The organism is Verrucomicrobium sp. BvORR106 (genome assembly GCF_000739655.1).
Lineage (GTDB): Bacteria > Verrucomicrobiota > Verrucomicrobiia > Verrucomicrobiales > Verrucomicrobiaceae > Verrucomicrobium.
This window is the reverse complement of sequence record NZ_BATR01000167.1, coordinates 1-26,831: the sequence shown is the minus strand read 5'-3', so window position 1 is coordinate 26,831 and position 26,831 is coordinate 1. Positions and strand designations below refer to the sequence as shown.

General features: G+C 59.1%; 20 protein-coding genes and 1 CRISPR repeat array. Of the genes, 9 read left to right on the top strand and 11 right to left on the bottom strand.

Going from position 1 to position 26,831, the window contains the following annotated elements; translation table 11 throughout:
- Nucleotides 1-276 precede the first annotated feature (276 nt).
- The 4 genes from BV106_RS30165 to BV106_RS30150 all read right to left on the bottom strand — a co-directional run bounded on the left by BV106_RS30165 (nucleotide 277) and on the right by BV106_RS30150 (nucleotide 3,684).
- Nucleotides 277-1,341: a hypothetical protein gene (locus BV106_RS30165; protein WP_081892454.1), complete on the bottom strand. Its 1,065-nt coding sequence runs from the start codon at nucleotides 1,339-1,341 to the stop codon at nucleotides 277-279.
- Nucleotides 1,342-1,402: 61 nt separating this feature from the next.
- Nucleotides 1,403-1,870, bottom strand: a complete 468-nt coding sequence (locus tag BV106_RS30160) for a flavodoxin domain-containing protein (protein WP_038171094.1) — start codon at nucleotides 1,868-1,870, stop codon at nucleotides 1,403-1,405.
- Nucleotides 1,871-1,971: 101 nt separating this feature from the next.
- Nucleotides 1,972-2,532 (bottom strand): hypothetical protein, encoded by a 561-nt coding sequence (locus BV106_RS30155; RefSeq protein WP_038171093.1) that lies wholly within the window; start codon nucleotides 2,530-2,532, stop codon nucleotides 1,972-1,974.
- 162 nt (nucleotides 2,533-2,694) lie between these two features.
- Entirely contained in the window at nucleotides 2,695-3,684 is a 990-nt protein-coding gene (locus tag BV106_RS30150) for a zinc-dependent alcohol dehydrogenase family protein (RefSeq protein ID WP_038171092.1), read from the bottom strand.
- Nucleotides 3,685-3,771: 87 nt separating this feature from the next.
- On the opposite strand from BV106_RS30150, the gene BV106_RS30145 reads away from it, so the two are divergent.
- The gene (locus BV106_RS30145; RefSeq protein ID WP_038171091.1) at nucleotides 3,772-4,143 is read left to right on the top strand and encodes a helix-turn-helix domain-containing protein; all 372 of its coding nucleotides are present in this window, start codon (nucleotides 3,772-3,774) and stop codon (nucleotides 4,141-4,143) included.
- 55 nt (nucleotides 4,144-4,198) lie between these two features.
- On the opposite strand, the gene BV106_RS30140 is transcribed toward BV106_RS30145, so the two are convergent.
- Nucleotides 4,199-5,098 (bottom strand): WYL domain-containing protein, encoded by a 900-nt coding sequence (locus tag BV106_RS30140; RefSeq protein WP_038171090.1) that lies wholly within the window; start codon nucleotides 5,096-5,098, stop codon nucleotides 4,199-4,201.
- A gap of 338 nt (nucleotides 5,099-5,436) precedes the next feature.
- Nucleotides 5,437-5,943 carry a hypothetical protein gene (locus tag BV106_RS30135; protein WP_051946522.1) on the bottom strand — a complete coding sequence of 169 codons (507 nt, stop codon included), beginning with the start codon at nucleotides 5,941-5,943 and terminating at the stop codon, nucleotides 5,437-5,439.
- Between BV106_RS30135 and BV106_RS30130 the strand changes: the two genes are divergently transcribed.
- From BV106_RS30130 to BV106_RS30110, 5 genes are all read left to right on the top strand, one after another.
- Nucleotides 5,942-6,199 carry a hypothetical protein gene (locus BV106_RS30130; protein ID WP_265596221.1) on the top strand — a complete coding sequence of 86 codons (258 nt, stop codon included), beginning with the start codon at nucleotides 5,942-5,944 and terminating at the stop codon, nucleotides 6,197-6,199. The two genes, BV106_RS30135 and BV106_RS30130, sit on opposite strands and share 2 nt — an antisense overlap.
- Before the next feature lie 321 nt (nucleotides 6,200-6,520).
- Nucleotides 6,521-10,213 carry a type I-U CRISPR-associated helicase/endonuclease Cas3 gene (gene cas3u, locus BV106_RS30125; protein ID WP_038171088.1) on the top strand — a complete coding sequence of 1,231 codons (3,693 nt, stop codon included), beginning with the start codon at nucleotides 6,521-6,523 and terminating at the stop codon, nucleotides 10,211-10,213.
- Between the two features lie 47 nt (nucleotides 10,214-10,260).
- Nucleotides 10,261-11,463, top strand: a complete 1,203-nt coding sequence (gene cas7u, locus BV106_RS30120; protein ID WP_063768027.1) for a type I-U CRISPR-associated RAMP protein Csb1/Cas7u — start codon at nucleotides 10,261-10,263, stop codon at nucleotides 11,461-11,463.
- Between the two features lie 8 nt (nucleotides 11,464-11,471).
- Nucleotides 11,472-13,121 (top strand): type I-U CRISPR-associated protein Csb2, encoded by a 1,650-nt coding sequence (csb2, locus tag BV106_RS30115; protein WP_038171087.1) that lies wholly within the window; start codon nucleotides 11,472-11,474, stop codon nucleotides 13,119-13,121.
- 60 nt (nucleotides 13,122-13,181) lie between these two features.
- Nucleotides 13,182-13,559, top strand: a complete 378-nt coding sequence (locus BV106_RS30110) for a hypothetical protein (RefSeq protein ID WP_038171086.1) — start codon at nucleotides 13,182-13,184, stop codon at nucleotides 13,557-13,559.
- Here BV106_RS30110 and BV106_RS30105 read toward each other — a convergent pair.
- From BV106_RS30105 to BV106_RS30095, 3 genes are read right to left on the bottom strand one after another with little or no spacing between them, the layout of a single operon-like run.
- Entirely contained in the window at nucleotides 13,490-15,043 is a 1,554-nt protein-coding gene (locus BV106_RS30105; protein ID WP_265596220.1) for an IS66 family transposase, read from the bottom strand. The two genes, BV106_RS30110 and BV106_RS30105, sit on opposite strands and share 70 nt — an antisense overlap.
- Before the next feature lie 56 nt (nucleotides 15,044-15,099).
- Entirely contained in the window at nucleotides 15,100-15,468 is a 369-nt protein-coding gene (tnpB, locus tag BV106_RS30100) for an IS66 family insertion sequence element accessory protein TnpB (protein ID WP_038171084.1), read from the bottom strand.
- Nucleotides 15,462-15,827 (bottom strand): hypothetical protein, encoded by a 366-nt coding sequence (locus BV106_RS30095; RefSeq protein WP_265596219.1) that lies wholly within the window; start codon nucleotides 15,825-15,827, stop codon nucleotides 15,462-15,464. The genes tnpB and BV106_RS30095 overlap by 7 nt, the downstream gene beginning before the upstream one ends.
- A 170-nt stretch (nucleotides 15,828-15,997) precedes the next feature.
- Between BV106_RS30095 and BV106_RS30090 the strand changes: the two genes are divergently transcribed.
- The 3 genes from BV106_RS30090 (at nucleotide 15,998) to cas2 (ending at nucleotide 19,507) form a co-directional block, all read left to right on the top strand.
- Nucleotides 15,998-16,324: a hypothetical protein gene (locus tag BV106_RS30090; protein ID WP_038171079.1), complete on the top strand. Its 327-nt coding sequence runs from the start codon at nucleotides 15,998-16,000 to the stop codon at nucleotides 16,322-16,324.
- Nucleotides 16,325-16,503: 179 nt separating this feature from the next.
- Nucleotides 16,504-19,098 (top strand): CRISPR-associated endonuclease Cas1, encoded by a 2,595-nt coding sequence (gene cas1 / locus BV106_RS30085; protein ID WP_063768026.1) that lies wholly within the window; start codon nucleotides 16,504-16,506, stop codon nucleotides 19,096-19,098.
- Between the two features lie 88 nt (nucleotides 19,099-19,186).
- Nucleotides 19,187-19,507 (top strand): CRISPR-associated endonuclease Cas2, encoded by a 321-nt coding sequence (cas2, locus tag BV106_RS30080; protein ID WP_038171077.1) that lies wholly within the window; start codon nucleotides 19,187-19,189, stop codon nucleotides 19,505-19,507.
- Between the two features lie 252 nt (nucleotides 19,508-19,759).
- A CRISPR array of direct repeats spans nucleotides 19,760-24,248; the repeat unit is 36 nt; unit sequence GTCTCCGCTCTCGCAAGAGAGCGGCTTCGTTGAAGC.
- Between the two features lie 83 nt (nucleotides 24,249-24,331).
- Here cas2 and BV106_RS36485 read toward each other — a convergent pair.
- Complete coding sequence (locus BV106_RS36485; protein WP_051946520.1) at nucleotides 24,332-24,934, bottom strand: protein-tyrosine phosphatase family protein; 603 nt, start codon at nucleotides 24,932-24,934, stop codon at nucleotides 24,332-24,334.
- 21 nt (nucleotides 24,935-24,955) lie between these two features.
- Nucleotides 24,956-26,632 carry a carbohydrate-binding protein gene (locus BV106_RS30070; protein WP_038171074.1) on the bottom strand — a complete coding sequence of 559 codons (1,677 nt, stop codon included), beginning with the start codon at nucleotides 26,630-26,632 and terminating at the stop codon, nucleotides 24,956-24,958.
- Nucleotides 26,633-26,831: the final 199 nt, after the last annotated feature.

Here is a 26,831-nt window from a genome sequence, read left to right as displayed (position 1 = left end):
AGCCATATGCAACTTGGCCGCGGAGTAAAGGAGGCGGGGTCTCCGGCCCCGCGGTCTGTTGGGTGGCCGGAGCGGGAAGGGGATCAAGGGACGTCTGACCCCTGAGCGGGGCTGGGACCCCCCGCCTCCTGTATCAAGGAAACAAGTCACGCGTGGCTTGGCTGCGGGTCGAAGCCCTCACTCGAACCTCTTCGTGCCTTTGTGCCTTCGTGTGAGAATAATGTATTCCTCGAACTCGCTTACCCTCCCCCTCTGCACGATTCCTCTCCGCCGCGTCTACATCTGCCGATGGCTCTTCAACACCGCGTTCCAGGCGTGGACTTGTCTATCACTCGCTTCTGGTGCCGGCGTGAGTGTGCCGCAGAGCTGGCCCTCATCATCGTAGATTTCCAACGTGAGCCGGGACTGGATGGGCCAGGAGCTGTGGCGGGTGGCCCAGGCTTCCCAGGGCTCGCGATTGTGCCGCAGCGTGAGCTGGGCAAAGGGGCTGAAGAAGGTCAGCCCGGCATCGCAAGGGTTCGAGTGAGTGGGAGTGAACGGAGCGGGCAGGAAGACGCCCTGATTGTTCACGGCGCAGCGCAAGGGGATGCCCTGAGCAGTAGCGATCTCCAGAGCGCGCATCACCACCATGCCTTGGCAGTCCCGGGCCAGCTCGTCGCCCAACAGCGGGAGCGCATCGCGGCGCTTGAAGCGGGACAATCCGGGGAGATGATCGTCAGGACGGGTGCGCGCCGCATCGCGCCAGAGGCGGCGCACGAGATCGGCGTCCGGCACCTTGGCTGTCGCCTTGCAGCCGGAGCAGATGGGTGCATCGGGTTCCACCCCGGAATCAAAAGGCACAGCGTGCTTCTTCACGAGCCGGTCGAACGCGTCCAGATCGGAGAAGTTGGTCAGCATGAGCTTGAGGCAGCCCCGACCCTGGCGGTCAAAGAACTGGATGCTGGCTGTTTGCTGGTGGCCGTGATCGTCCACCACCGCAATGGCGGAGGCGAGGTGATGCCACTTGATCTCGGCAGTCGACTCGAGGTCGTACAGGCATCCGGTTCCGGGAAATAAAGTGAAATCCGGGCGCTCCCACGTGTCCGCCAGGCTGATGGGGCCAGCGGCGGCGGCTCCTAGAACGACGTGCAAGTGCCGCACCATCTCAAACAGCCGCACCCACTGGAGACGCAGGCCCACATAGGTGGTGATGCCATCCTCACTGGCCAGGCAGAGATTGCCCTGGGTGTGTTGCAGATCAAAGGTGCCAGCAGGAAAGCTGTAGGCCACACGGCCGCTGCGCTCAGCCTCAGAATCCATGGTCGAGAGTCGAGTCCGGTTGGAGGGAAAAAGGAGAAGCATGCCAGAACAGATGGGATGCCTGTCCAGGCATGCGGGCTAGTTTCATCCGGCTTCCTCGCGCCTAGGCGGCGAGGGCCTGCTGGGGCTCAGCGAGAGCTTTGAAAACACCGGCGATCCAGCCGTCGCAGGGTTCGTCGTAGTCGGTGTCGCACTCCACCAAGGGATGGAAGCGGGTGCCGCCTACGGCTTCCAGGGCGGCGTCGTAGTCCTTGCCGCACTTGCAGAACTGGTCGTAGGAGGTATCGCCTAGGGCGAGAACGGAGAATCGGAGTTCCGGAAGGGACAGGCGCTGCTTGGTGACCACGGCTTCAAAGAAGTCTTCCGTGCCATCGGGTGGCTCACCGTCGCCGTAGGTGCTCACCACCAGGAGGGCGGTCTTGTGCTCCGTGAGCACTTCAGGATGGGCATCCAGCATGCTCTCAAGCCTCACTTCGAAACCAAGTGCCCGGGCCTGCTTGGCGGCCTTCTCAGCGCAGTATTCAGAGTTTCCGGTGACAGTGCCGTAGAGAATAAGGATGCGTTCAGACATGGTAAGTGAACAGGGTGGTTGAACCCGTTTCGCTTACCGCAGGATGTTGTCTCCTGCTTGCCCGCAAATGCCATCACCTGTCCCACCGTTGGCGGCGTGAATCACGGGGTGCTGGAGGCGGTCACCGACGACTTGGCGGCAGGGCTTTCAAAGACAGGCGGATCCAACTCTGCCACGCGAGTAGCCAGTGAGAGATAGCGGGGGCGGCTGGAGGTCATGGCGGTGTCTAACTCCTGCCCAAATCCTGTCAGCTTTTCCTGAAGCACTTCCCGAAGCTGGGGTTCCGTGGTCAGCCTGCCGTTGTATATGCGGATCTTTTCCCGTAGGGAGCTGCTGGGGCGCAGCGTCTCCACTGCCTCCTGACCGAGTTGTTGCAGGCGGGCGTCATCCGTAAAGACGAGAAATCCGTCGGTGACGTCCTTCCAACTTTTGTCAGGCCCATGGGCATCCAGCTTGGTGGCGGCTTGGAGGGCATCTTGCAGCACAGTCTTGTGCTTCCAGAAGCGCTTCACTTTTTCCTCGTGCCGCCGGGCGGCGTCCTTCGCCTCCGTGATGGCTGCTTCCTTGCGCTGATTTTGTTCACGGAGCACTTGCCGGGCCTCGCTGACGTACAAGGTGCCCCAGACGACGAGCAACATGAGCCCAATCAGGGCTGAGGTCATTAGAGCAGGCCGCGAAGTAAGCATGACCAGGAGGAGAGGGTGATCGCGGCAAGATTGCTGGAGATGCCCTCATCAGTCCAGCCTGAATTTACTCGGCCCCGGTCTGCGGGGGGATGACGGACTTTTGAGATCCGTCATCCCTGATCAACCATCCCGTCACCATCACACGCTGACGATGACCTTCCCGATCTGCACATTGCTTTCCAGGTAACGATGGGCTTCCACGATCTCTTCAAACGGGAAAACCTTCGCAATCTGGGGGCGGAGTGCTCCCGAGTTCAGGCCGTCCAAGACGAACGCTTTGGCCTGGGCGAGCTTCTCGTCATCGGGGGCAATCTCAAACAGGACATAGCCGCGGATGGTGAGGCTTTTGCCGAGCACCTCGATCAGTGGCAGGGGCGTTTGATCCGGGCTGAGGGCGCCGTAGATGAAGATGATGCCTCGTTCGGCTGTGGCTTGTGCCAGTTTCGTGAAGGTCTGGCCTCCCACGGGATCGAATAGGACGCGGGCGCCTTTTCCGTTGGTGATGCGTTGGACTTCGGCGACGAGGTCTTGTTCCTCAGTGGCAATGACGTGGGCGGCACCCGCTTTGGTCAGCTCGGCGGCTTTCGCGGAGGTGCGGGTCAGTGCTACCGGCACTGCGCCCACGCTCAGGGCAACCTGGATGGCGGCGAGGCCGACGCTGCTGGAGGCGGCGGGCAACAGGACGACATCCCCCTGACCCAGCTGCGCGATGTCGATGAGTGCGCCCCAAACGGTGACATAGGCCATCCAGACGGCCGCGGCCTCATTCCAGCTCAGGTTGGTGGGGTGTTTGACCACCGCCCGGGTGGGGGCCAGCACTAGCTCGCCGTAGAGGCCGTAGTCGTGCAGGTTGAAGGCGGGGATGACGCTGACGGCGTCGCCTGGGACGAAGTCGGTGACGTCAGGGCCCACAGACTCCACGATGCCGGCAGCCTCGTAGCCGAGCTGGGCGGGGAACTTGGGTTCAATCAGGTAGGCACCGGAGCGGTACATGCTCTCCGCCCGGTTCAGACCGATGGCCTTGACCTGGATGCGGACTTCGCCGGCTTTCGGCGCAGGGACCGTGACATCTTCGATTTTGAGGACTTCAGGGCCGCCGGTTTCGTGGAATAGGACTTTGCGTGACATGAGCAGAGTCTTCGTCGATGCTTCCAAAACGCGCAATACACCATCTTTGGCACATACTGAACAAAAGTATACTACCCCTGGGGAGCCATGAAACTCGACAACTACGACAAGGTGCCGGGCTGCACGATGTACGCGGCCCTCAATCTCATCAGCGGCAAATGGAAGGGGGTAATCCTCTATTACCTGCTCCAAAGCGGCACGCTGAGATTCAACGCGCTGAACCGCAAGCTGGAGAACTGCTCCCAGCGTCTGCTCATCAAGCAGCTTCGCGAGCTGGAGGAGGATGGCCTCGTGGCGCGCACGGTCTATGCCGTCGTGCCGCCCCGGGTGGACTACTCAATCACCGAAGAGGGGCGTACACTGGAGCCCATCTTGATGGGCCTGAGAGACTGGGGGCATGGCTGGCTGAAGCGGAGGAACCTGACCGCGCGGGATGATCACTTCGTGCTGCCCAAGTAGGGTTGAATGTCGCCTCTTGAGAGTAGCTACTCTACCAGTGTGCCTTCAGTGTCTATCAGTGGTTCTGTTCTGCTTCTTTGTTATGCTGCACCAAGAATGGAGCCGACTTTTTCCCATTCTGGGAGGGAAGTCGCAGATGAGCCAGGGTGTATTCCAGCATCGCCTGCCGTACTTGCAGCGTCATCCGCCCGGATTTGAGATCGTAGTCCGCCTTCACGGCCTCTTGCTGTTCCTTGGAGAGTGCCGGGTTGGGCACCAGGTCCAGCGTGAGCCATGAGTGCCACTCCGCATCGGGTTCCAGCCGCCCCGCCGGCAGGGTGGGCCACTCGGTTTCCTTGATCCGACCCAGCACAAAGTCGCGGTACGCTTTGTTTTCCTCGCACCACGCTCTGACGTGCCAGCGGTAGCCGTCATGGGCAAAGGCATGAGGGGTGATCCAGCGCCAGCCGGGCCGGCGCTGGGTGAGGGAGAGGTAGTGGATCCGCACGCGCAGCTCCTGCAAGCTGGCCAGAAAGATGGCGCGTTGCACTGCCGGTTGTGCGGTCCGTTGAGGCAGGCCCACCCCCGCCACTCGCGTTCCGGGGTGGGTCTCGGTTTCGGCGACTGAGGCGGAGGAATCGAGTGCCCCTCCCGATAAAGAGCCGCCCCAGCCACCTGCCCCTCCTGGTGCGGCGGGTTCGAGGAACTGGCTGAGCGCTTCCTCAAGCTGAGGCCGGTGCAGCACGCATTTCATGCCCGGCGCGCCCTCGTAACGCTTGCGCTTCAGGCTGTAGTTGAGCGCCGTGGGATTGAGCTCCAGGTACTTTTGCAGATCCGCCGATGCCTGGGCCTGGGAGACGCCATACACCTGCTGCAAGTCATTCCGGTTCACCATGCCCCGCCACCACGCGCTGCGCTCGATGAATCGGAGCCGCTCCAGAGCGGCCCATTGGGAAGGGTTGGTATTGTTACCCATCGTTAAAAACGATTGACAAGTGAAACTGTCTGGAATAGAAAGGGACGACTCACGACCTCTTTTACGAGGGAGTGGAGATAGTTTACATGTCTTAATTAATGTTGGCAATGGGTGTCTTCCGATGCCTGGGCCAGTGCCAATGGGGATTCCTATGAGTGAGCTGTCACACCTCTCTGATCGTCGAGTCAGCCGAACTGCAATCGTGGAACCAGTTCACTGTGGGCAGCTTTTTTGGATGGAGGAGTGAGGTTGTCTGGCTTTTTTGTTGACTCAACCAGAAAATTTAGTCGATAAACTTGTTAAGCCGTAGAATCTGAGCTTCATTTGAACGAGGTATGTCAGCGATCCTCCATTTCAAACCCAATGTTGCCGGGGTTGACATCGATCATGTGAACTCCGTGTGCTCGCAGGCTTTGGAGGATTTTTTTGGTGGCTGCCCAATTTTCACCGAACATCTCTTTCTTGTCCTCTTCCCACTGATCCCATGCTTCAGGGGTGAATTGAGGTTCGTCACCGTCAAGGTAGGCACCTGCAAAGTCCAGAAGGAACGGTCGCCTTACCGTGGTCATTTCTATGGCCAGGAGCTCATTGGAATATCGAAGCATCAGGGGCACATTGTGTCCGCGAATTTTGAGGATTCGACTCTCCTCAAAGTGTCTGTAAACCAGGACTTCTCGCTCGTAGGCCTCTGCATAACGGTGGACCTTCAGCGCCGCCGTGCCACCATTCAGATTGTCTTCCACCAGAAGAACGATACCATGGAGGCCATCACCCAATTCATCGGTGATGTGCATGCCATTCCTGGCGAGGTACAACTCCGTCCTTCGAATCAATTCATCATCCATGGTCGCCCGAATTTCTCCAGCAGGTCATTCTTCCGTAGTGACGATGGAGTTGGTCACCTCGGAGAGGACAATTGCGATCAATCAGATGGGCCTGGATTTCGTCCTCATCGATCCACTGAAGGCTCCACTGGTTCCTGGAACCATGGACCTGCATATGAGCGTCGATGGTCGCAACCGCCAGTGGAGCGTGCTTCTGCCTTTCGGTGCAGAGATTGGGGCCGAGCGAGTCTCGATCACGAGAGTAGCCAAGCAGTAGCTCCGGCATTCGACTATGCAGGTTGGAATTCAGGGGCTGGGCCCTTCGATGCCTGTTTGCCTTCATGTCGGGATAAAAAGGGTCCGCACTCTTTCGAGTGCGGAAGTTTTTTCATGCGAGTGCCACCTGCTTTCAGACATACGGCTTCAATGGTACCTCGACTCAAGAGTGAGGAATGCCGCTATCCTGCTTTCAGATATACGGAAAGTAAATGAAATCTTTTTGAGCTGATCGCGTTATGAAGAAGACATTGACCCGCACCCGCTAGGGAGACGCCTGCTCTGCACCAGGAGTCTTCAACAAATGCAAGTACCGAGTTCTATGGTCTCAACAGACTTTTCCAAACTCTTCTTCCATCTCGCTGGGGTGGAGCCATTTCCATGGCAACGGGCGCTCTACGAATTGTTCGTTCGTGGAGAGATACCCAAGGTGGCCAATATCCCCACCGGTCTCGGGAAGACATCCATAGTCGCTATCTGGCTTATCGCCTTGGCTACCCATCCTGACCGGGTGTCGCGACGGCTTGTTTATGTCGTTAACCGTCGCACCGTGGTTGATCAAACGACGGAGGAAGTTGTACGACTTCGCAAGGAGTTGATCAAACCTGCTCTCGCTGAAGTGCGCCAATCGCTTGCATCGTTGTGTGCGCTTCCGCTTCCGACGCTCGATGCGCCTCCGCTCGCTATTAGCACTTTGCGAGGCCAGTTTGCCGATAATGGTGAGTGGTGCGCCGATCCGAGCCGACCGGCCATTATTGTCGGTACCGTGGACATGATCGGAAGCGGTCTCCTCTTCAGTCGATACACACGAGGCTTCAAAACACGGCCTCTTCATGCCGGCTTCCTGGCTCAAGATGCACTGGTCGTCCATGACGAAGCTCACTTGGAGCCCGCATTCCAGACGCTGCTCGACGCAATTGTTACTGAGCAGAGGCGCAACGCGGACTTTCGCGGACTGCGTGTCATCGAACTCACTGCGACCAGTCGTAGCGCTCATTTAGAGAGTGATGTAAAGCCGTTTAGGTTGGATGAGGATCCAAACGACAAGGATACAGACAACGACACCGTCAAAAAGCGGCTCAACGCCGTTAAGCGGCTTGCCCTTGTCTCCGTTACCAGGGTCGATGGCGGCAAGGACAAGTCAAATGATGGCTCCGTACGTGACAAGATCCTCGAACTTGCCTTGGCAAAGCGCGACAGCTACCGTGCTGTGCTCATCTTTGCTCGTTCAGTGGAGGCTGTAGGGAAAATTGTCAGTGGCCTCGAGAAAGCAAAACAAGCTGTAGCCGCACTCACGGGCACGATGCGTGGCAGGGAACGTGACGAGCTCGTGTCTCGTAACGCTGTGTTTCAACGGTTTCTGCCTGATTCAAGTCGTGCCGCTGATGTTGAAGCAGCTACTGGCACCGTTTATCTTGTTGCTACAAGCGCAGGCGAGGTTGGCGTGAATCTCTCTGCTGACGACCTTGTTTGTGATCTTTCCACTTACGAAAGCATGGCCCAGCGTTTTGGTCGTGTGAACCGTTTTGGCGAGCGTAGTGACAGCGAAATTTCCGTTGTCTATCGCGAGAACCTTCAAACCGGCTACGATGAGGGGCTGGAGAAAGCCAAGGCTGCAAAAAAAGATGCGGACAAAAAAGTCGCCGCCTATCAGCAGAAAAACCTGAGTATTCTCCGTTTCATCAGGACGTTAGACGTTCTGAGAAAGCTTCACGGCAACGCAAGCCCCGCCGCCCTTGACTTACTGCCTGTAGACGACCGTGTTGCGGCGTTTTCTCCTCTGCCCACGTTGCGTTTCGCTACCGACGTTCAGTTCGACGCATGGGCTTCTACCTCCATACGTAAATACATTTCGGCTCGCCCGCCAATCGCACCCTATCTTCATGGCGTCGCCGAGTGGCAGCCTGCGGAAACATACCTCGCATGGCGTGAGGAACTTGATGTGATCACTACACCGCAGCTTCGCGCTGCCTACCCTCCTGCGGAGCTCCTCGAAGATTTTCCTCTCAAACCACACGAACTTCTGCGTGATTCCACTGATCGGATTATTGATCAGCTCATAAATATTGTGTCGGAACGGATGAAAGGCAATGCATCTCTGCCTGATGCTTGGCTTGTGGGCGCGGACGGCGAAGTGGAGTTGTTTCCGCTGACTCAGTTGTTCTCTGATCAGGAAGCAGATGATGATATGGAGGAAGCTGGCGAGGAGGTGGAGTCTGCAAGTGCTAGCGATGACAAAAAAGTGGAAGAGGCACAGAGGAAACGTGCTGTTTCGCGCCTGGGCGACGCCACTCTCATCCTTCCTGCGTCACTCGGTGGCATTGACAAAAATGGTATGCTCTCACCAGGTGCCTCTGGTGCTGCAGCAGGTGAAACTGATGTGGCCGATATTGTGTCAGATGACGCGGTGTGTAAGCGCAAGCGTGAATGGACCTTATCGCCTGAGGTGCCTGCTGGTTTCCGTCTCGTTCGCACTATCGACAAACTGGTCGCCGTAGAAGGCGGTGATGACACAGCTTCTAGTCGTTACTGGGTTTGGCTCGAAACTAGAAACGTTGCCAGTGAAGAGCGCCGTTTTACCCAGAACAATCAACCGGAAACGCTTGCGTCGCACACTGCATCTGTCGAAGCCAATGCGACCGCAATCGCCAAGAAGCTCCTACCGCCAGATCTCGCGAAGCTGCTGACCATCGCCGCACGCTTGCACGATCTGGGGAAAAACCGGGCCTCATGGCAACGCAACATTGGCAACGTAAAATATGACCCTGGCAAGCAGGAGACTATTCTTGCGAAATCATCTCCAGGGATGAATGCCCGCACAGTTGCCGAGCATTACCGACATGAGTTTGGTTCGCTCAGCGACGTCACCAACTCCGCCGATTTCACCTCGCTCAATGATGTTGAGCGCGACATCGTCCTGCATCTAGTAGCCGCCCACCACGGGCGTGCTAGACCACACTTTCCCGAAGCCGAGATTTTCGACAGCTCCGATAAAGTCACACGCGAGAGCATCCTTACTCTTGCGACAGATGTTCCACGCCGTTTCGCCCGGTTGCAGTGCCGCTTCGGACGTTGGGGGCTTGCCTGGCTTGAATCTCTGCTCCGTGCTGCAGACTACGCTGCCAGTGCAGGCATTGTAGCCCAAGGCAGTCCTGAGACTAGCCCTTTCCCCCGCCAAACTCCAGCGACGCAAGTTCGGCCTGAAACCAATCCAACGATCACTCTTGATGTAAATCCGACCAATCCTGGTCATTACTTTGCCTGTTGCGGTCTTTTGGAGCTTGCTGCCCGCTTGTCACCCAATTCGGTTGGATGGTTTCAACAACTTATCGCTACAGGCGGATGGAGGTTTCATCTGGCCAATACAACAACCATTGCCGACCTCCTTGAAAAAGTTGTGAAGGCTGAAATCAACGCGCTTGATCCGGACGATGCCACTGCCTCGGCGCTTATGGTTGAAGCGCCTTTTAATGTTCGCCTTGATTGGTGGAAAACGGCTGATCGAAACACCGCTGCACTCAAGGTTTGGGCAGGTACGATGGAAGGGCCTCGTATTGCCCGCGCTATGCAGGCTGCGGTTAAGGGTGGTTGTTTTGCCGCCGATTTCGATCACGAGAGGTTGCTCTTCGACTCTCGCATTGCCTATGATCCTGCGAATCTTGCGAACAAGGTGGAGCCGTTTTACTTCGATTCCAATCGCGGACCTAACGCACATTCGCGTGACGTCGGTTTTGCAGCAAATGATCTGAAGCTGGAAACCCTAGCTTCTCCAGCCGTAGAGTTGCTCACGCTCGTTGGTCTTCAGCGCGCTATTCCTGCGCCCGTGCCAAACATACAGCGAAATTTCGATTATCACGTTTGGACCCATCCGCTTCCCGTTTCACTCGTGTCCGGAGCCATCAACGGTGTCCTGCCCGATAGTCATAGCCATGGCTTCCGTTTCGAAAGTTGGTTTCGGACGGGGCAACGGAAACACAAAGCTTTCCTCAATGCTCGAGCCATTTCGAACAAATAAACTGTTATTTTGCACATCTACCGAAAATAACCTTATTAACTAAGACTATGAGTGACAACATTCTGAAAAGGTTTGACAACTATCTTGCTGTTGACGGCCCGGCTGCTCTGGTTGTTCGCGAACAACTCGTCCCCGTGGAGGGCGCCGACGCCGTTTTCTTCCCGGCGACCTACGCAGCCTCCGAGGACAAGACTTTCAAAGGTGGATACAACATTAATGGCTTCTCTGACGGGACGAATGTTGTTCTCGTTGACAGCATTGGATCCCAATCCAACCGGATAGAGCCGCTGTTCAAGCTTGATGACTATGCTGGGCTTGTGCCACAGATTATCATCAAAGCTGGGGAAAAGGAGATTAATCTCCTTGATGCGGGACATCGTGCGGGGGACGCTATTGTGCGCTGCTCGTCATTGCAGGCGGAGTTGCAAGCCGCGTTCAAGGCCCTGCTGAAGGGTGATGCTGGATCTCTTGCTAGAATAGCGCCTACTTCGCTCGTGTTCGGAGTTTGGGACTCTCGTGACACTCAGGCCAAAGCGCCGCGACTCCTCTCTTCCACCATCCGAGCGTACGACGTGAAACAACTCACGCGTTCGGCGCAATATTGGGCCGGTGGCAGCGCAGATCCCGTGACTGTGTATGACGACGAACGGGTACTTGGTCCTATCAAGGATGAGAAGGACAAGAAAGAACGCTCTACTTCAGGATTCACGCATGTTCCTGCGACTGCTACCCACGGCGGTGTGATTGCAGGTGAAAAAGGCATCCGACGGGACGCCACACTAGCGCTTTCTGCATTGCGGTTACTTTCCTCTGTCAACGAGGTGGAGACAAAAAAACTCCGTCGCTACATTCTCGGTCTAGCCTTGGTTGCATTTACCAAACTTCCTGGGGGATATCTCCGCCAAGGCACGATTCTGGTGAAAAAGGAGGACGGAGAGCATTTGTTCCAAGAGGTCTCAGCAGACGGCAACCGCACGAATGTCGCTGTCACTCATGCCGACGCGCTTGAATACGCTCGAGTGGCAACAAGGGCATTTTGGGCAGGAGTCGATCTGAAGGACGAAGAAAAGAGCACCTTAGGGGGATGGAAGGGTAAAGCAGTCGATTTTGAACCTTCGGTGGCCAGAGACGACCTCGCGGGTAAAGCTGCTGCCAAAGCGGCTAAGGCCGCAAAGAAGGGGAAAAAAGGGCCAGGAACTGAAGCGGCTTCCGACTCAGAAACCTTCGCCGAAGCGACACTCTCCGCTTAAACCTTATCATGGCCGAATATTTCCGCATCAGCATCCACTTTCTCGGCGGAGAATTCCATGGTCGCAGCGACAACGGCGAGTCTGAATGGCCACCTTCGCCGCTGCGCCTCTTTCAAGCACTCACCAATGCAGCGGCTCGACTAGATGGCAGTGGTATCGCAGAACAAAACGCCGCTGCCCTGCGTTGGTTTGAAGCCTTGACGCAACCACCGGAAATATTCGCCGACAAGGCCACGCCAACAACTGGCTGCCAGTTCTACGTTCCCGACAACGTGGGAGATCTTGTGGCGAAGCAGTGGTCAGATGGTAAGTACTTCGACAGCAAGAATCACCCCATAGACATTGCAGGGTTCCGTACAGAGAAAAGAGTCCGCCCTTTAGTTTTGAGGGGAAGTTGTGCAGTCCACTACATCTGGAAGCTTGGCGAGAGCTCTTCCATAGCTTCAATCCGGGAAACGATAGCTGTCATCGCCAAGGCTACCTCGAGGCTCGGTTGGGGAGTTGATCTTGTGGTCGTCGATGCCGCCTTTGAAGAGTCAACGCATATCGACTCTTCCCTTGAACGCTGGCTCCCTGTTGAAACATCTGGTGGCTCTCCATTGCGTGTACCCGTTTCTGGTACATTCGCCGCATTAGAAGAACGCCACACGGCCTTTCTAAGCAGACTTCAGACAACCGGAGATGGGAAGCAATTCTTCAGCCCGGTTCCCCCATTGGAGCAATTCCGCGTGGTAACCTATCGGCGTGAAACAGAGATTGCTCGACCTCCATATGCAATTTTGGCTCTGCGCAATCTTGACGACAGGACCTATGCTTCCTTTGACGCGCAATGGCGTCGCTTGCATTTGGCGGGCATGTTGCGTCATACAGCGAGCCAGTCGGACTTCGCCGCAGCTCTAGGGTGGGACAAGAAGCGTGTGGACTCCTTCGTCCTAGGGCATGACAAAGGTGGTTCCACAAACTCCGATGTCCCTCAGGACTCTGCCCGACTGGTTTTTGTGCCGCTTCCTTCAATCGAATGGCGTGGAGAAGAACGTGGATTTACAACAGGTGCGATCCGACGTGTATTGGTGACGGTTCAAGGGTTCTGCCCGAATTCTGAGTTTTCACGTATTGTCCGAGTCCTGGAAGGTCGCGAACTCATTGATGAAAAGAGTAAGCTTCCTGCTGCTTTTCTTCGGCGTCAGTCGGAAAAGGACAGGGCGGTAGACAGTTATTTTTCGAAGGAATCTGCAGTCTGGGCGACGGTGACTCCAGTCGTTCTTCCAGGTCACGACGATCCGCGCCAGTTGCGTAAACGCTTGCGCCCTGAAGCGCCAGCCCTCTCCGCTGAAGAAAAAGCACAGATTCTTCGCAAACTCGATGTGCGGATAGAACGTCTATTGCGGAAAGCGCTACTCGATTCCGGTCTGCCTGCACCTCTTGTAGCCAATGCCGAGTTGCAATGGCGCGATACTGGCTTTGTTCAAGGGGTCGATCTTGCATCGAGATACTCCGTTCCGGACCATTGCCGGCGCTTCCGCCGCTTGCACGTGCGCATCTGCTGGCGTGAGCACATCTTGGAGGGCAGTGCTCAGCCTATCAAGCTCAAGGGGCCCTTCTGTATTGGAAGTGGCAAATTTGCTGGTCTCGGTCTTTTTGTGCCACTAGAGGGATGATTCGTAGACCTCTTTGATCACTAGTTTTTTGCGAGTCGATCTCATTCTCTCGCCCATGCAATGACTGATCCTTTTGAAGCGGAAATCCAGCCCCTGGCCTACCCCTACCTCGAAGAAGTCCTGCCCGGCTTCCATCGGGCTCGAGACCTCATCAAAGGGGCGGGGGATCGGATGCAGGTGCTGGGGTTCGTGGGGGAGAAGCAGGAGTTCTACCGGTTTGCCAACCGGTTGAGGCTCGCGGCGTGCTTTGGCGGGCTGCACCTGAAGGGGTTCACGGAAGAAACAGCGACGGGGTATGATGCTCTGACGCAGATCTTCTGTAAACGTCACCGATGGTTCCGTCTTTTAACATTTGAGGGCTCTGGGCGTCAGGCGGCCATGGGCCGTTGCCAGGCCAGCATCCCAGCCACGGCGGCCGGTGTCACGTCCTTGATCTGACGGTTGGTCATCGTTGGCATCCGGCTCAGCAGGTCGCGAAGGTACTCAAACGAATTGAGCCCCCATCGGCGGCAGTTCTCGATGATCGTCAGGCACACCGCCGTGAGTTGCCCCGCCCCGGCCTCCCCAATGAACAGCCAGTTCTTGCGCCCCAATGCCGCAGGCCGCATCGCGTTCTCGATGCGGTTGTTGTCAATCTGCAGCCGGCCATCCTCCACATACACCACCAGGCGCTCCCACTGGTTGAGTGCATAAGTCAATGCCTGCCCCATCGCGCTCTTGGGGGTAAAGCGCGCCTTGCGGCTCATGACTTCGATCATCCTGTGGAGGCGCTCCAAGATGGGTGCAGACTCCTGCTGACGCACCACCTCACACAGGCGCGGCCCGGCCCGCTGCTCCCGCAGCCTGGCTTCCACCGCATACAGATGACGGATCTGCAGCAGGATCAGTCCCGCGTATTGCGGCGCTTCATCTCTGGCCTCCACAAAGTAGCGACGGGCATGGGCCCAGCACCCCAGCAGTGTGATGGCCGCTTCACTCTGCGCCACATGGCTGCCATAGGCCGCGTAGCCATCGCTCTGTACGTGCCCGCCAAAGTTCACCGGCAGGATGTTGGCAACACAGTCGGCCCCCCGGCCCAGCTGCCAGGTGTAAAACACTCCGCCCTGTGGATTGCCGCAGGCCCATAACTGACCGGTCTTGGTCCGCCCGTGCCCGGGGCTCAGGTAGTCAATGTGCGTCTCGTCCATCTGCACATAACCGGTGGCCAGCACCTCCGCCTTGATCTGCTCATACACCGGCTGCAACCACTCCACCGCCAGCTTCAGCCACCGGCACAGGCTCTGGCGCGGCAGCTCCACGCCGTGTCGCGTGGCGTAGATGCGCTCCTGGCGGTACAGCGGCAGGTGGTCGCAGTACTTGGCCGTGATGATCTGGGCCAGCAATCCAGGAGCCGCGATGCTGCGCTCTTGAAGCGTGCTCAGTGGAGCGATCACAGGTGCTTCATGGCCGGCATCGCGCCGGACATACTTGCGGCGGATCAACCGGCGGCGCAGGAACTGGCCCGGCTCAAAGTCCAGCAGCTCGGTGACCTCCTGGCCAATGCAGCGCCAGTCCTGCGGGTTGTTGGTGACCTCTACAGGATCGACCACCTCTTCCACGGCGGGCAGGTGTTCGGGCACCCGCGGCTGAGGAGCGCGGCGCGGCTTGTTGGGCTTGGGATGGCCTGGTGCGGGTTTGGCCAGTTCAGCCTCCAGGGCGGCGCAACTTGCGCTGGAGGCTTCGGCTTTTTTTGGCCCGTCATCCCCTTGCAGCAGCAACAGCAGCTGGTTGGCGTCGAGCTTCTCGCTGCTGGCCCCAAAGAGCCGCTTGATGAGGGCGTCGACCTTGTCGCGCAGAAGCTTGTTCTCCTGCTCAAGCAGCTGGGTCTTCTCGCGCAACAAACTGACCTCCTGGGTCAGCTGGGCTTCGCGGGGGCTCATCATGGTGGGACACCATGATGAACATGACGCGCAGGGCTGCAAGAAGAGTTGTTTCCTTTTTATGCCGGCACCGCCGGGGTGCGCTCGTACCATGGTCGCATCTTGGCCTGGTGGAGGTCGATGCCGTCGGTGAGCAGCGCAAAGATCTCCGGGGTGAGGGCCATCTTGGTCTGGCCCGCCTGGGAAGAGCGCGGCCAGAAGAACGTGCCAGCGTCCAGCCGCTTGGTCAGCAGCCACATCCCGGTGCCATCGCAGTAGAGGATCTTGAGCCGGGTACGCCGCTTGTTGGCAAAGACATAGAGCGCCCCGTTGCGCACGTCCTCTTTGAGATGGTCGTACACCGCCCCACAGAGACTGCCAAAGCCCTTGCGCATATCGCAGGGTTCGAGGGCCACGAAGATCTTGAGCCCGCCGGTGAAGCTCAACATGGGTGGGCGAGGTTGCGCAGGAGTTCACCTGCCAGGGGCACCTGACTGGCATGGTGCAGTTGCAGGGTGATGCCCGCGGCCAGCTCAATGATCAGCGGCAGCGTCGGCTCCGGGGCAGGAGCTGCCTCCACCTCAACAAAGCGCGGCGGTCGCTGGGCTGACACTGTTCTGCCCGAGCGGCGGTTTTGCTTGTGCACCCAGCCCATGAAGGTTTGATAGTTCACGCCAGCCAGGGTCGCAAAGCGTGCCCCGCTCAGGCCGCTGCGGGCGAACTCCGCGAGCAATGCCTCTCGTCGTGTCACCGGGGTGCGCACACGCCCCAGCCCGTCCTGCTTCAAAACCAATGACGTCGTACTCATAGACGTCATACCTTTTCAAACCTCGACATCTATGATGCTATCGAGATCATAAGGCACTGGGCGTCACGCTTACGATCTTCTTCACGTGGTCGGTCTTCGAGAGGTATGCGGACCTGGCAAATGACCGCCCGCCGTACCGGAATCTCTTCGCCCACCATCCGCGGAAGCTGGTGCACGATCTGGCCGGTGAATGTCGGGCGCAGGACCCTGAACACAAACTCACGGAATTCCTCATCACCCAGTCGATCCTGCCAGTGCACGAGGAGTTCCTGAAGCGCTATCGGGAGGGGCATGACTTCTCCGTGCTCACGCTGGGGGCCTGCATCCGTCACATCTTTGTGCATGGGCACCTGACGGCGAATCCCTATCGTCTGCCGGCGCAAAACCTCGCGCTGGTGTGTTGTTCCCTGAATTCCTTCCTCATGAACTTCATGCGCAGTGACCTGCTGAGACGGGTGCAACTCGCGGAAGCGGGTTCCACCAAGCAAAACGGCTGAGGGGCAGGGGGAACTCGGAGGCTGGGAGCGGCGATGACCGTCGCCCTAGGGAGGGCAGTATGTTTGCTCCAGAGTGTGGTTGGAATGGGGGCTTGGTCGTTTATTGCAAGCTGTCACATATTTTTTGCTTTGCTATTGCGAATAAGGGCGCATATTGAAATCCCCGCTGATTTGCCGCGATGGACCCGCCCACGCCACCTCGCATTCGCACTGCTCGTGCGCCGGCTCCGCTGACGACAGGGGAGGAAGGCGCGGAGATTCTGTTGCCGTTGCCGGAGGCTCAACCACCTGTCGGGCATCCAGAGCTGGAGCTCTTTTCAGGTGGGGGTGGGAAAGGTGAGCCGGTGCAGACCGCGCCAGACGTGGCGGAACAGGAAGCGAAATCGGAATCAGTGTCGGCTCCTGTCGAGCAGGGTGGTGTCACCAACGAGGCTGCAAAAGGAGTTGGGCAACACCCGAATACAGTTGCGACACCGCCTGTGCAGGGGCCTCTGCGGGCGGCTCCGCGGCGGTTGGCAGTGCAGCAGCAAGAGTTGGATTGGGGAACTCCTGCGCTGAAAACCACGGCGGAGCAGAAAGCGGAGGTGCCGAGGCCGCTGGATGAGAAAGGTGCTGCCGAGCAGGGCCTTGAGGCAAGGGGTGACAAGGTATCGCCGGAGACGCCAGAAGAGTTTGAGCCTGATGGGTTGCGCTTTTCGGAGGTCGTCGCAAAGGTGGACCCTGGCCATGTCCCGGAGACGCTGCCGCAGCAGGAGGTGTTGCCTTCGCGGATGCTCAATGAGTTTGTGTATTGCCCCCGGCTCTTCTACTACGAGTATGTGGAGGGTGTGTTTGTGGCCAACGCGGACACGGAGCGGGGCAGTGCGCTGCATGCCAAGGTGGACAAAGGCAAAGGTGATCTGCCGCAGGCAAAGAAAGCAGCAGGAGGGAAGAAGGGGGCGCCCAACGCAGAGAAGGAAGGTGACGATGGGGATTGGTTCGCTGAAGGGGCCAAGGCAGCGGCCGATCCTGACGAAGTGCCTGATGAAGGGGGCGCGATTTCTCAAGTTGATGCCACATCAGAAAATGTGGAGGTCGAACCGGACGGCGGCGGGGCCGGGGCTGCTGTCGAAGAAAAGGACGGGGATCGCATCATTCACTCGCGCTCGGCCACGCTGAGCTCAGTGCGGCTGGGGGTGCTGGCGAAGATGGATCTGATCGAGGTCCGAATGGGGACCGTGACAGGTGAGAAAGGGGCCAAGTCACGGGAGATCAAAACGGTGACGCCCGTGGACTACAAGGCGGGTGCCCCCAAGAAGGGGGCGGACGCCAACGAACTGTGGGATGCTGACAAGATGCAGCTGGGGCTGCAGATTCTGATCCTGCGGGACAACGGTTACCAATGCGAGGAAGGGGTGATCTACTACCGGGCGACGAAACAGCGGGTGCGCCTGCCGATGACCGAAGGGCTGGAGAGGTGGATCATCGCTCAAATCGCCCTGGCGCGAGAGACGGCCCGTGGGCCGATGCCGCCCCCACTGGTGGGCTCGCCCAAATGTGTGCGGTGCTCGCTGGCACCAGTGTGCCTGCCGGATGAGACCTGGATGCTGGCTGAACGGAAGCCACAGAGGGAGGAAGGATTGCCTGAAGGGGAGCTCGCGGGCGAAGCGGGATCAGGAAAGCAAGTCGCTGCCAACGGGGCGCCCCGCCGACTGATGGCGGCGCGGGACGATGCGCGGGCGTTGTATCTGTCCACTCCCGGTTATCACGTGGGGCGCAGCGGCGAACTGCTGGTGGTGAAAGACGGAGCCGCCGTGGTGGAAGAGTTTCGCCTCAGTGATCTGACGCATGTGGCGCTCTTCGGCAATGTGCAGATGACGACCCAGGCGGTGCAGGTGCTGTGCGAGAAGGAGATCCCGCTCGCCTACTTCTCCACCGGCGGGTGGTTCTATGGTTTAACGCGTGGTCATGCGACGAAAAATGTGTTCACACGCATCGAGCAGTTCCGTGCTGCGGATGATCCAATGCGTTGCCTGGCGGTATCGCGGAAATTTGTAGCGGGAAAGATCCGCAATCACAGGACGCTGCTGATGCGGCTGCATGTGGAGCCCCCGGCAGCCGTGCTGGCCCGGCTGAAGCAGGCGAGTCAGGACGCGCTGGGGGCGAGGTCTCTGGAGGAACTGCTTGGCATTGAAGGCGCGGCGGCGGCATTGTACTTGCAGCACTTTGCCGGGATGATCAAGGTGGGGGCGGCGGATGATGATGACGAGATCCCAGGGCTAGAGTCAGCCTCTGCCACGCGAGCACCGGAGGAGAGTGTCTTCACCTTTGACTTTACCAAGCGCAGTCGGCGTCCACCCACGGACCCGGTGAATGCGCTGCTCTCTCTGGCCTACAGTTTGTTGGCCAAGGATTGCACGATCGCGGCTCATGCGGTGGGGTTTGATCCCTATGTGGGCTTTTACCATCAGCCGCGCTACGGCCGCCCGGCTCTGGCGCTGGATCTGATGGAGGAATTTCGCCCTCTAGTGGCAGAGAGTGTGGTGCTCACTGCCATTAACAATCGCATGCTGGTGCCGGACCATTTCGTGAGGGCAGGCGAGGGCGTCAATCTCACGTCTCATGGACGCAAGGTGTTCTTCCAAGCGTACGAACAACGCATGGGCAGCATCATCACGCATCCGGTGTTCGACTACAAGGTCAGCTACCGGCGGGTGCTGGAACTGCAGGCGAGAATTCTGGCCCGGTATCTGACGGGGGAAATCAAGGAGTACATCCCGATGGTGACGCGCTAAGCACAGGGAAAAGGGAAGAGGGATAAGGGGAAAGCAGATTCTGAATGATCCAAACACTTGTTACAAAACTCTTCACCACTCTCACGCCATGTCCCGTCATTCCGCCTCGGTGATTTCCAGCCGGATCACGTATCTGGTGTGCTACGACATCGCTGACGACAAGCGGTTGAGAAAGGTGTTTAAGGTCTGCAAGAACCATGGTACCCATTTGCAGTACTCGGTTTTCGAGTGTGATCTGAACCCGAGAGAGCGAACCCGGCTGGAGCGTGAACTGAGAGATGTGATCAAGCACGATGAAGATCAGGTGTTGTTTGTCTCTCTGGGCCCCAGTGAGGGCCGGGGAGACCGTGTCATCGCGTCGGTGGGGCTGCCCTACGCACGCTTTGACGCTCCCTGCTACGTGGTGTGAAGCACCGCAGGGGAAGGGGGAACAGGGAAGGAGGCGATCTTTGACATTCAGTAAATCAAGACGAGTGGGAGCGCCCGCCATGGCGGGCGAGTGGTCAGGTGCAGTCGGAAGGTCCGGGAGGCGCTCGCGTATTGATGTCGAGGAGTTTGTGGCTCGTTCACGGCGTCGCATGGTTAAGTGCGAGGGGATTTCATGTGACCGCTCGCAAATGAGCCTGTTGCATTTTGATGCTGAATGCCCTACATGGAGGCTGTCTCCGCTCTCGCAAGAGAGCGGCTTCGTTGAAGCGGCGTAATCCTTGATGACATCCCTCCAAGTAATGGGTTGTCTCCGCTCTCGCAAGAGAGCGGCTTCGTTGAAGCACAGCAGCGAGCAACGACTCTAGATCCGCGATGCCGGTCTCCGCTCTCGCAAGAGAGCGGCTTCGTTGAAGCAATCTGGATGACCTGACTTCTTTGGAGGTTATTTCAGTCTCCGCTCTCGCAAGAGAGCGGCTTCGTTGAAGCCAGCCAAGCCGCTGGGATTCGCCCAGAGGTCAAGTAAGTCTCCGCTCTCGCAAGAGAGCGGCTTCGTTGAAGCAATTTCCGCCTGGCGCGCAGACTGGGCCGTTTTAATAGTCTCCGCTCTCGCAAGAGAGCGGCTTCGTTGAAGCCAAGTTCGTAAGCGTGACTTACGTCGCGGCAGGCCTCTGTCTCCGCTCTCGCAAGAGAGCGGCTTCGTTGAAGCCACGGAGGCTGCTGGCGAGTGGGCCAAATTCAAAGGTCTCCGCTCTCGCAAGAGAGCGGCTTCGTTGAAGCTATTCGAAAGCTGCGGCGGTGAAGCATTTCAGCGAGTCTCCGCTCTCGCAAGAGAGCGGCTTCGTTGAAGCCCCGCCCACTCCGCCACTTGGCCATAGCTGTTTCCCGTCTCCGCTCTCGCAAGAGAGCGGCTTCGTTGAAGCTCATTGGATGAGCCGAAGCGGTGGGGCGCAATGATGGTCTCCGCTCTCGCAAGAGAGCGGCTTCGTTGAAGCACGTAGATTGAACCAAGGGCCGCAGCGTGATGCCTCAGTCTCCGCTCTCGCAAGAGAGCGGCTTCGTTGAAGCCTTTCCGCCATGAAAACAATCTTGCTCGTTCTTTTCTGTCTCCGCTCTCGCAAGAGAGCGGCTTCGTTGAAGCTATCTCAAGACGCTCTGCCGTAAGCTCGTCGAGCTCGGTCTCCGCTCTCGCAAGAGAGCGGCTTCGTTGAAGCGTTTCAGTCAGAAACACATACTCAAACAAACCAAATAGTCTCCGCTCTCGCAAGAGAGCGGCTTCGTTGAAGCAGGTCAAACTGGAAGGTCTCCAGAGCAAAGCCCGTGGTCTCCGCTCTCGCAAGAGAGCGGCTTCGTTGAAGCCTATCCCCCAGAAAGACGGCAGTCGGATTATGCCAGGTCTCCGCTCTCGCAAGAGAGCGGCTTCGTTGAAGCCAGCGGGCCTGCAAATGCTTCGCGGTCTCCCCCGGTTGTCTCCGCTCTCGCAAGAGAGCGGCTTCGTTGAAGCGCGGATGAATGAGCAGGGGCGCGATTTCATAGGGTTGGTCTCCGCTCTCGCAAGAGAGCGGCTTCGTTGAAGCAGGGCCATGAGGCGCTCCCGCCCCTCGGCATCAATGAGTCTCCGCTCTCGCAAGAGAGCGGCTTCGTTGAAGCAGTGGCCTGGCGGCTCTGCAGGCGCTGCAGCAGAACCGGTCTCCGCTCTCGCAAGAGAGCGGCTTCGTTGAAGCCGGCTGATGGATCGGCATGGGGAGCCGGTGCAGTCCAGTCTCCGCTCTCGCAAGAGAGCGGCTTCGTTGAAGCATAGTATGTTCAGTTTGAGTTGTTTAGTAGAGTCTGAGGTCTCCGCTCTCGCAAGAGAGCGGCTTCGTTGAAGCTAAGGGAGTTGATTGGCAGCATAGGCCACCAGCCAGTCTCCGCTCTCGCAAGAGAGCGGCTTCGTTGAAGCCCAGCACACCGGCAGAAGCACTAGCAGCCATGATCGACGTCTCCGCTCTCGCAAGAGAGCGGCTTCGTTGAAGCCCTGAAGGAGATCCCGCGAATCAAGGAGGCAATCGGTCTCCGCTCTCGCAAGAGAGCGGCTTCGTTGAAGCATTCCTGCCGTCACGATTGACCCCACTGCGGACATGATGTCTCCGCTCTCGCAAGAGAGCGGCTTCGTTGAAGCTAGATGCAGTCTGCTGGGTCCGTAGAAGTCTCTTGGGTCTCCGCTCTCGCAAGAGAGCGGCTTCGTTGAAGCCGTCCAGCCGGGTAATGGAGGACGACCCTCATCCCGTCTCCGCTCTCGCAAGAGAGCGGCTTCGTTGAAGCTGTGCAATGGGCGATCGACCGGCACAACGACGTGAACGTCTCCGCTCTCGCAAGAGAGCGGCTTCGTTGAAGCAACTACGACCGATCCCTGGAGCGTTTTTTGCATAGGTCGTCTCCGCTCTCGCAAGAGAGCGGCTTCGTTGAAGCTGCGCCTGCGCCTGCTCCTTGAAGTCCAGCAGAACCCGTCTCCGCTCTCGCAAGAGAGCGGCTTCGTTGAAGCAGAGCCTTGGCCATCGCATCCATTTCCACATGGGTGTAGTCTCCGCTCTCGCAAGAGAGCGGCTTCGTTGAAGCCCTGCGTGGGAGCTGGTGCGAGTGATCCCACGCAAGGTCTCCGCTCTCGCAAGAGAGCGGCTTCGTTGAAGCGACGTGTGCCGGATCGTATCGAGTGCATCGGGTGAAGTCTCCGCTCTCGCAAGAGAGCGGCTTCGTTGAAGCCCTGACCACAAGGTCTATGTGGAGCCCTATGGCGGCGGTCTCCGCTCTCGCAAGAGAGCGGCTTCGTTGAAGCCAGGGAAGGGGGACCTTGAAGTCCAACACCAAAAGTGTCTCCGCTCTCGCAAGAGAGCGGCTTCGTTGAAGCGTTGGAGAGTTCGATCAGGCCTGTGGCCCAGCAGTAAGGTCTCCGCTCTCGCAAGAGAGCGGCTTCGTTGAAGCGAGTCTGGGTGGGTGCGCAATGCCGCGCTGTTGTGGAGTCTCCGCTCTCGCAAGAGAGCGGCTTCGTTGAAGCAACGACTTGAGTCTGATCCAACCAGTGCTGGGAGCCTGAGTCTCCGCTCTCGCAAGAGAGCGGCTTCGTTGAAGCAAACAGGTGGGCGTCTGGGCCTTCAAAGTGCATCCCCGTCTCCGCTCTCGCAAGAGAGCGGCTTCGTTGAAGCAGGAGGCTACTCTGGGCGATATCTGCAAGGAGGGGCTGTCTCCGCTCTCGCAAGAGAGCGGCTTCGTTGAAGCAGCGAGGTACCGTCCCCTTCGTCGATCAGGCCCACCGGTCTCCGCTCTCGCAAGAGAGCGGCTTCGTTGAAGCAAATCAGAAATGGCAAATGGGATACCACACGAAATCCGTCTCCGCTCTCGCAAGAGAGCGGCTTCGTTGAAGCCCGTTTTCGAATTCGAAGTCTTCGGGCCAATCACGTTGTCTCCGCTCTCGCAAGAGAGCGGCTTCGTTGAAGCGCAGGCATTGGCAGTGAGGGCTACTGCGCTCTTCAGAGTCTCCGCTCTCGCAAGAGAGCGGCTTCGTTGAAGCTGCCAGCGTCCGCAGTGTGTGAGCAGATGTCATGCAGGGTCTCCGCTCTCGCAAGAGAGCGGCTTCGTTGAAGCACGCCATTCGCTTTTTCGAGCGACTCCTTCATGAAGGTCTCCGCTCTCGCAAGAGAGCGGCTTCGTTGAAGCAGGGCATTGGCGGCGCTATTGCTGGGGCCTTCGCTCTAGTCTCCGCTCTCGCAAGAGAGCGGCTTCGTTGAAGCCAGCCTGATTTAGTGGCGGGAAGGTTCCCTTGTGTCTGGTCTCCGCTCTCGCGAGAGAGCGGCTTCGTTGAAGCCTGGGCAAGCTGAAGGGCAAGGTGGTGGTCTCTGGAGTCTCCGCTCTCGCGAGAGAGCGGCTTCGTTGAAGCAAGATGGAAAAGGCTACAGGAGAGGTGGAGACTCTGAAGTCTCCGCTCTCGCGAGAGAGCGGCTTCGTTGAAGCCGGTTCGAGTAGCTCGTGAGCTGGTACTTTGCGGCCTTGTCTCCGCTCTCGCGAGAGAGCGGCTTCGTTGAAGCTAGACGCCGCAGTAAGAGTCGGCCACGTCCTTCGATCGTCTCCGCTCTCGCGAGAGAGCGGCTTCGTTGAAGCCTGGCCTCCAGCAAATCAATTTGCGCTTTGGCGTCCGCGTCTCCGCTCTCGCGAGAGAGCGGCTTCGTTGAAGCGGATTTCAAGGGTTCCAGGGCGTGCCCGGAGCCCAGGGGTCTCCGCTCTCGCGAGAGAGCGGCTTCGTTGAAGCTAGGTGGGGGTAGGTAGCTTCGGCTAGGGCCTCACTCGTCTCCGCTCTCGCGAGAGAGCGGCTTCGTTGAAGCTGTCACGAGCGATCCTTGAGGCCCTGACCTGGCCTCTGTCTCCGCTCTCGCAAGAGAGCGGCTTCGTTGAAGCATGTGCTGGAGTAAAAGCAGGGCGGCGAACTCCACCGAGTCTCCGCTCTCGCAAGAGAGCGGCTTCGTTGAAGCGTTGCGTGGTGTGACGGGGTGCAGGTGCAGAAGGGCGGCGTCTCGGCTCTCGCAAGAGAGCGGCTTCGTTGAAGCCAGTCCGTGGCGAGCCAGGGGGAGACCCTCAATCTGTGTCTCCGCTCTCGCAAGAGAGCGGCTTCGTTGAAGCCGGACCCCGCGGGCACCAGCCGCCATACTCCAGACCGTGTCTCCGCTCTCGCAAGAGAGCGGCTCCGTTGAAGCGAGATGTTGAACCGCAGCCAGGGATGCTGCTCAAACCGCGCCGTCCCCGCACTCGCAAGAGTGCGGGGACCGCACCTTTGAATCTACCCGTTTGTCGCAGACGGTAACTCACCCGCATTCCGCCAGCTCTCTACCTCAAAAAGGAACTCCACTTGGCGGCGGGTTTCGACGGCGCCGGGGCGGACGCTGCGGACGGCGAGGACGGCGGATTGAGGATCCTGACCTTGGGTGACGAGATAGGCGGCGAGGAGGACGCCGGTGCGGCCCAGGCCTGCTACGCAGTGGGCGACAACCGGGTTGCGGGACGCGGCTTGCTTGTGCATGAAACGAAGGAACTCCTCGAACTGCTCCCGGGTGGGGATGCCGCCATCCACGATGGGCAGCCAGCAGTAGTCGAAACCGGCGCTCCGATAGGTTTCAGGGGCGCTGGGAATGTTCAACAGACCGACGACGGCGCGAATGCCGGAGTGCCAGAGGACGGGGAGCTCGTCGTCGAAATCCGTGAGTGCTGCGGTCTCCACGTCATAACGAAAGGGATGCACATAGGGCATCGACGTGCCAGCAAGAAGGCCGGGCACAGCCCACCAGAGATCGACACACACAGGCTTGAAGGGGGAGGGGGCAGGGACGGAGTTTCCGTCTGCGTTGGAGGCAGGAGTGCGGCCATGACCTGTGTTGAGGGGCATGCCCGCAAGGTACCGGCGGAATCAGCGCGGATCAAACTGGACCCAGTCCAAGTTCATGAGGCCGCCCTTGCCGGGATTGACGAAGACGGCGTACACATCGGTTCGCCCCTCGATCGGGCTGGCAAAACGGGAAGCGGGTTCGATCCACTTGTCCCAGCCACCGGTGTTGGGCACCTCCACCTTGCCCAGAAGCGCGCCGTCCGGGCTGCCGGTGCGGAGTTCCACCACGCCGCCGACATTCCCCGAGGAGGCGCGAACGGTGAACCCGCCGACCTGGGCGAGATTGACGTGTTCGAACCGGATGGTGTGCTTGTCATTGATGGAGCCGAGGACCTTCTTGCCACTGGCGCTGCCGTTGCCACTGATCCGGGGGCCGTTGACCTCGCCGTCCTCCGCCTCCCAGCGGCGGGTGCGGAGGGCAACGCTAGCCTTGCCGGTGAGCGTGCCTGCCGGAGCCCGGCCCGCGTCGGTGTAGGCGGCCTCCAGCACGAACTGCCCCGGAGTGCCGGTGTTGGGGGCGGTGATGGTGCCGCTCAGGCCGCGGGTGAGGGTGGGGCCGCCCTTGCCCTTCTCCAGACCAAAGACCCAGCGGAGCATGATCGTGACCTCATCCGTGGTGTGCTGAGGGTGGGGCAGCATGGGGAGCGGACCCCAGACGCCCGTGCTGCCCTGTCGGACACGATTGACCGCTGTCTCCAGCGCGGCGGGCTGGCCGCGATACCGTTCCGCTATTTCCAACAACCCTGGTCCGACGATCTTCTGCTCCACGCCGTGGCAGTTGAAGCAATCACTGCTCTTCATGATGGCGAGGCCGGGATCGGAGGCCTGCTCCTTGCCCGACGCATCCAGAAACAGGCTGCTGACCAAGGTCCGAATTCCAAACTCGTCCGGCTTGGCGGAAGAGGTGCCGTCCTCGACATCCGAGGCGCTGACTTGATAACTGACGGGCTTGCCGGGATCGAAGAAATCACCTGACTGGGGGGCATCAAAGTGCACCTGGGGCTGGGTGTTGCCGACGAGGAAGGAAACGGTGGCGGATCCGGTGGCACCGTGTGAATCGGTCACGCGCAGCTCGGCCTGATAGTTGCCGGGCTGGTCGATGCGCACCTCCGCATCGGGGTTGGATGAAATCACCCGACCCTCCGGGAGCAGCCGCCATTCATGCTTGAGCGCGTCGCCTTCGTGGTCCTTGGAGCCGGCGCTGCTCAGGCGGACCGTGAGGGGTTCTCTCCCCGAGGTGGGGGCGGCACTGGCCCGGGCGAGCGGGGGCAGATTGCCGCGCAGGTAGCTGATCTTGAGCATGCGGGAGTCCTTGTTTGGCCCCCAGGTCTCCCCGTAGTCCATGATGTAGAGGCAGCCATCGGTACCGAAGACGGCATCCACGGGGCGCTTCACGAGCGTGGCGCCGCCGGCGATCTGCGGCTGCACTTTCTCAACGGCCTCAGGCTTGTTGGCGGTGACGACCGCCCCGGTGAAGGGCTCGATCCCGAGGAAGTTGGAGTCCTGATCCAGCCGGGCCCAGCGGATGGTGGGGCGTTCCCAGTCCCAGAAGAGCAGCCAGCCGTCGAAGTCCTTGAGGAAACCTGCGGTCTTCTCGAACTCCGGCCGCCAGTGGAAGACGGGGCCGGCGCAAGCGGTGCGGCCGCCTTCTCCCATCTCGACAAAGTCCCGCGGTTCCCGGTACGGCCAGTAGATCATAGCGGGCTGGGCAGGGGGGAGATCGCGCAGACCGGTGTTGTTCACCCCGCATTCACCGGGTGGGCGGGGTCGAAGGGCGCGCCCACCGTCTTGGTGTTATAATCGTAGTGATGGTACGGGTAGTTGTTGGCGATGAAGTAGGGCCAGCCGAAGTTTCCCGGCGCGGCGGGCTTGATTGATTTCATCGTACCCGCGGGGT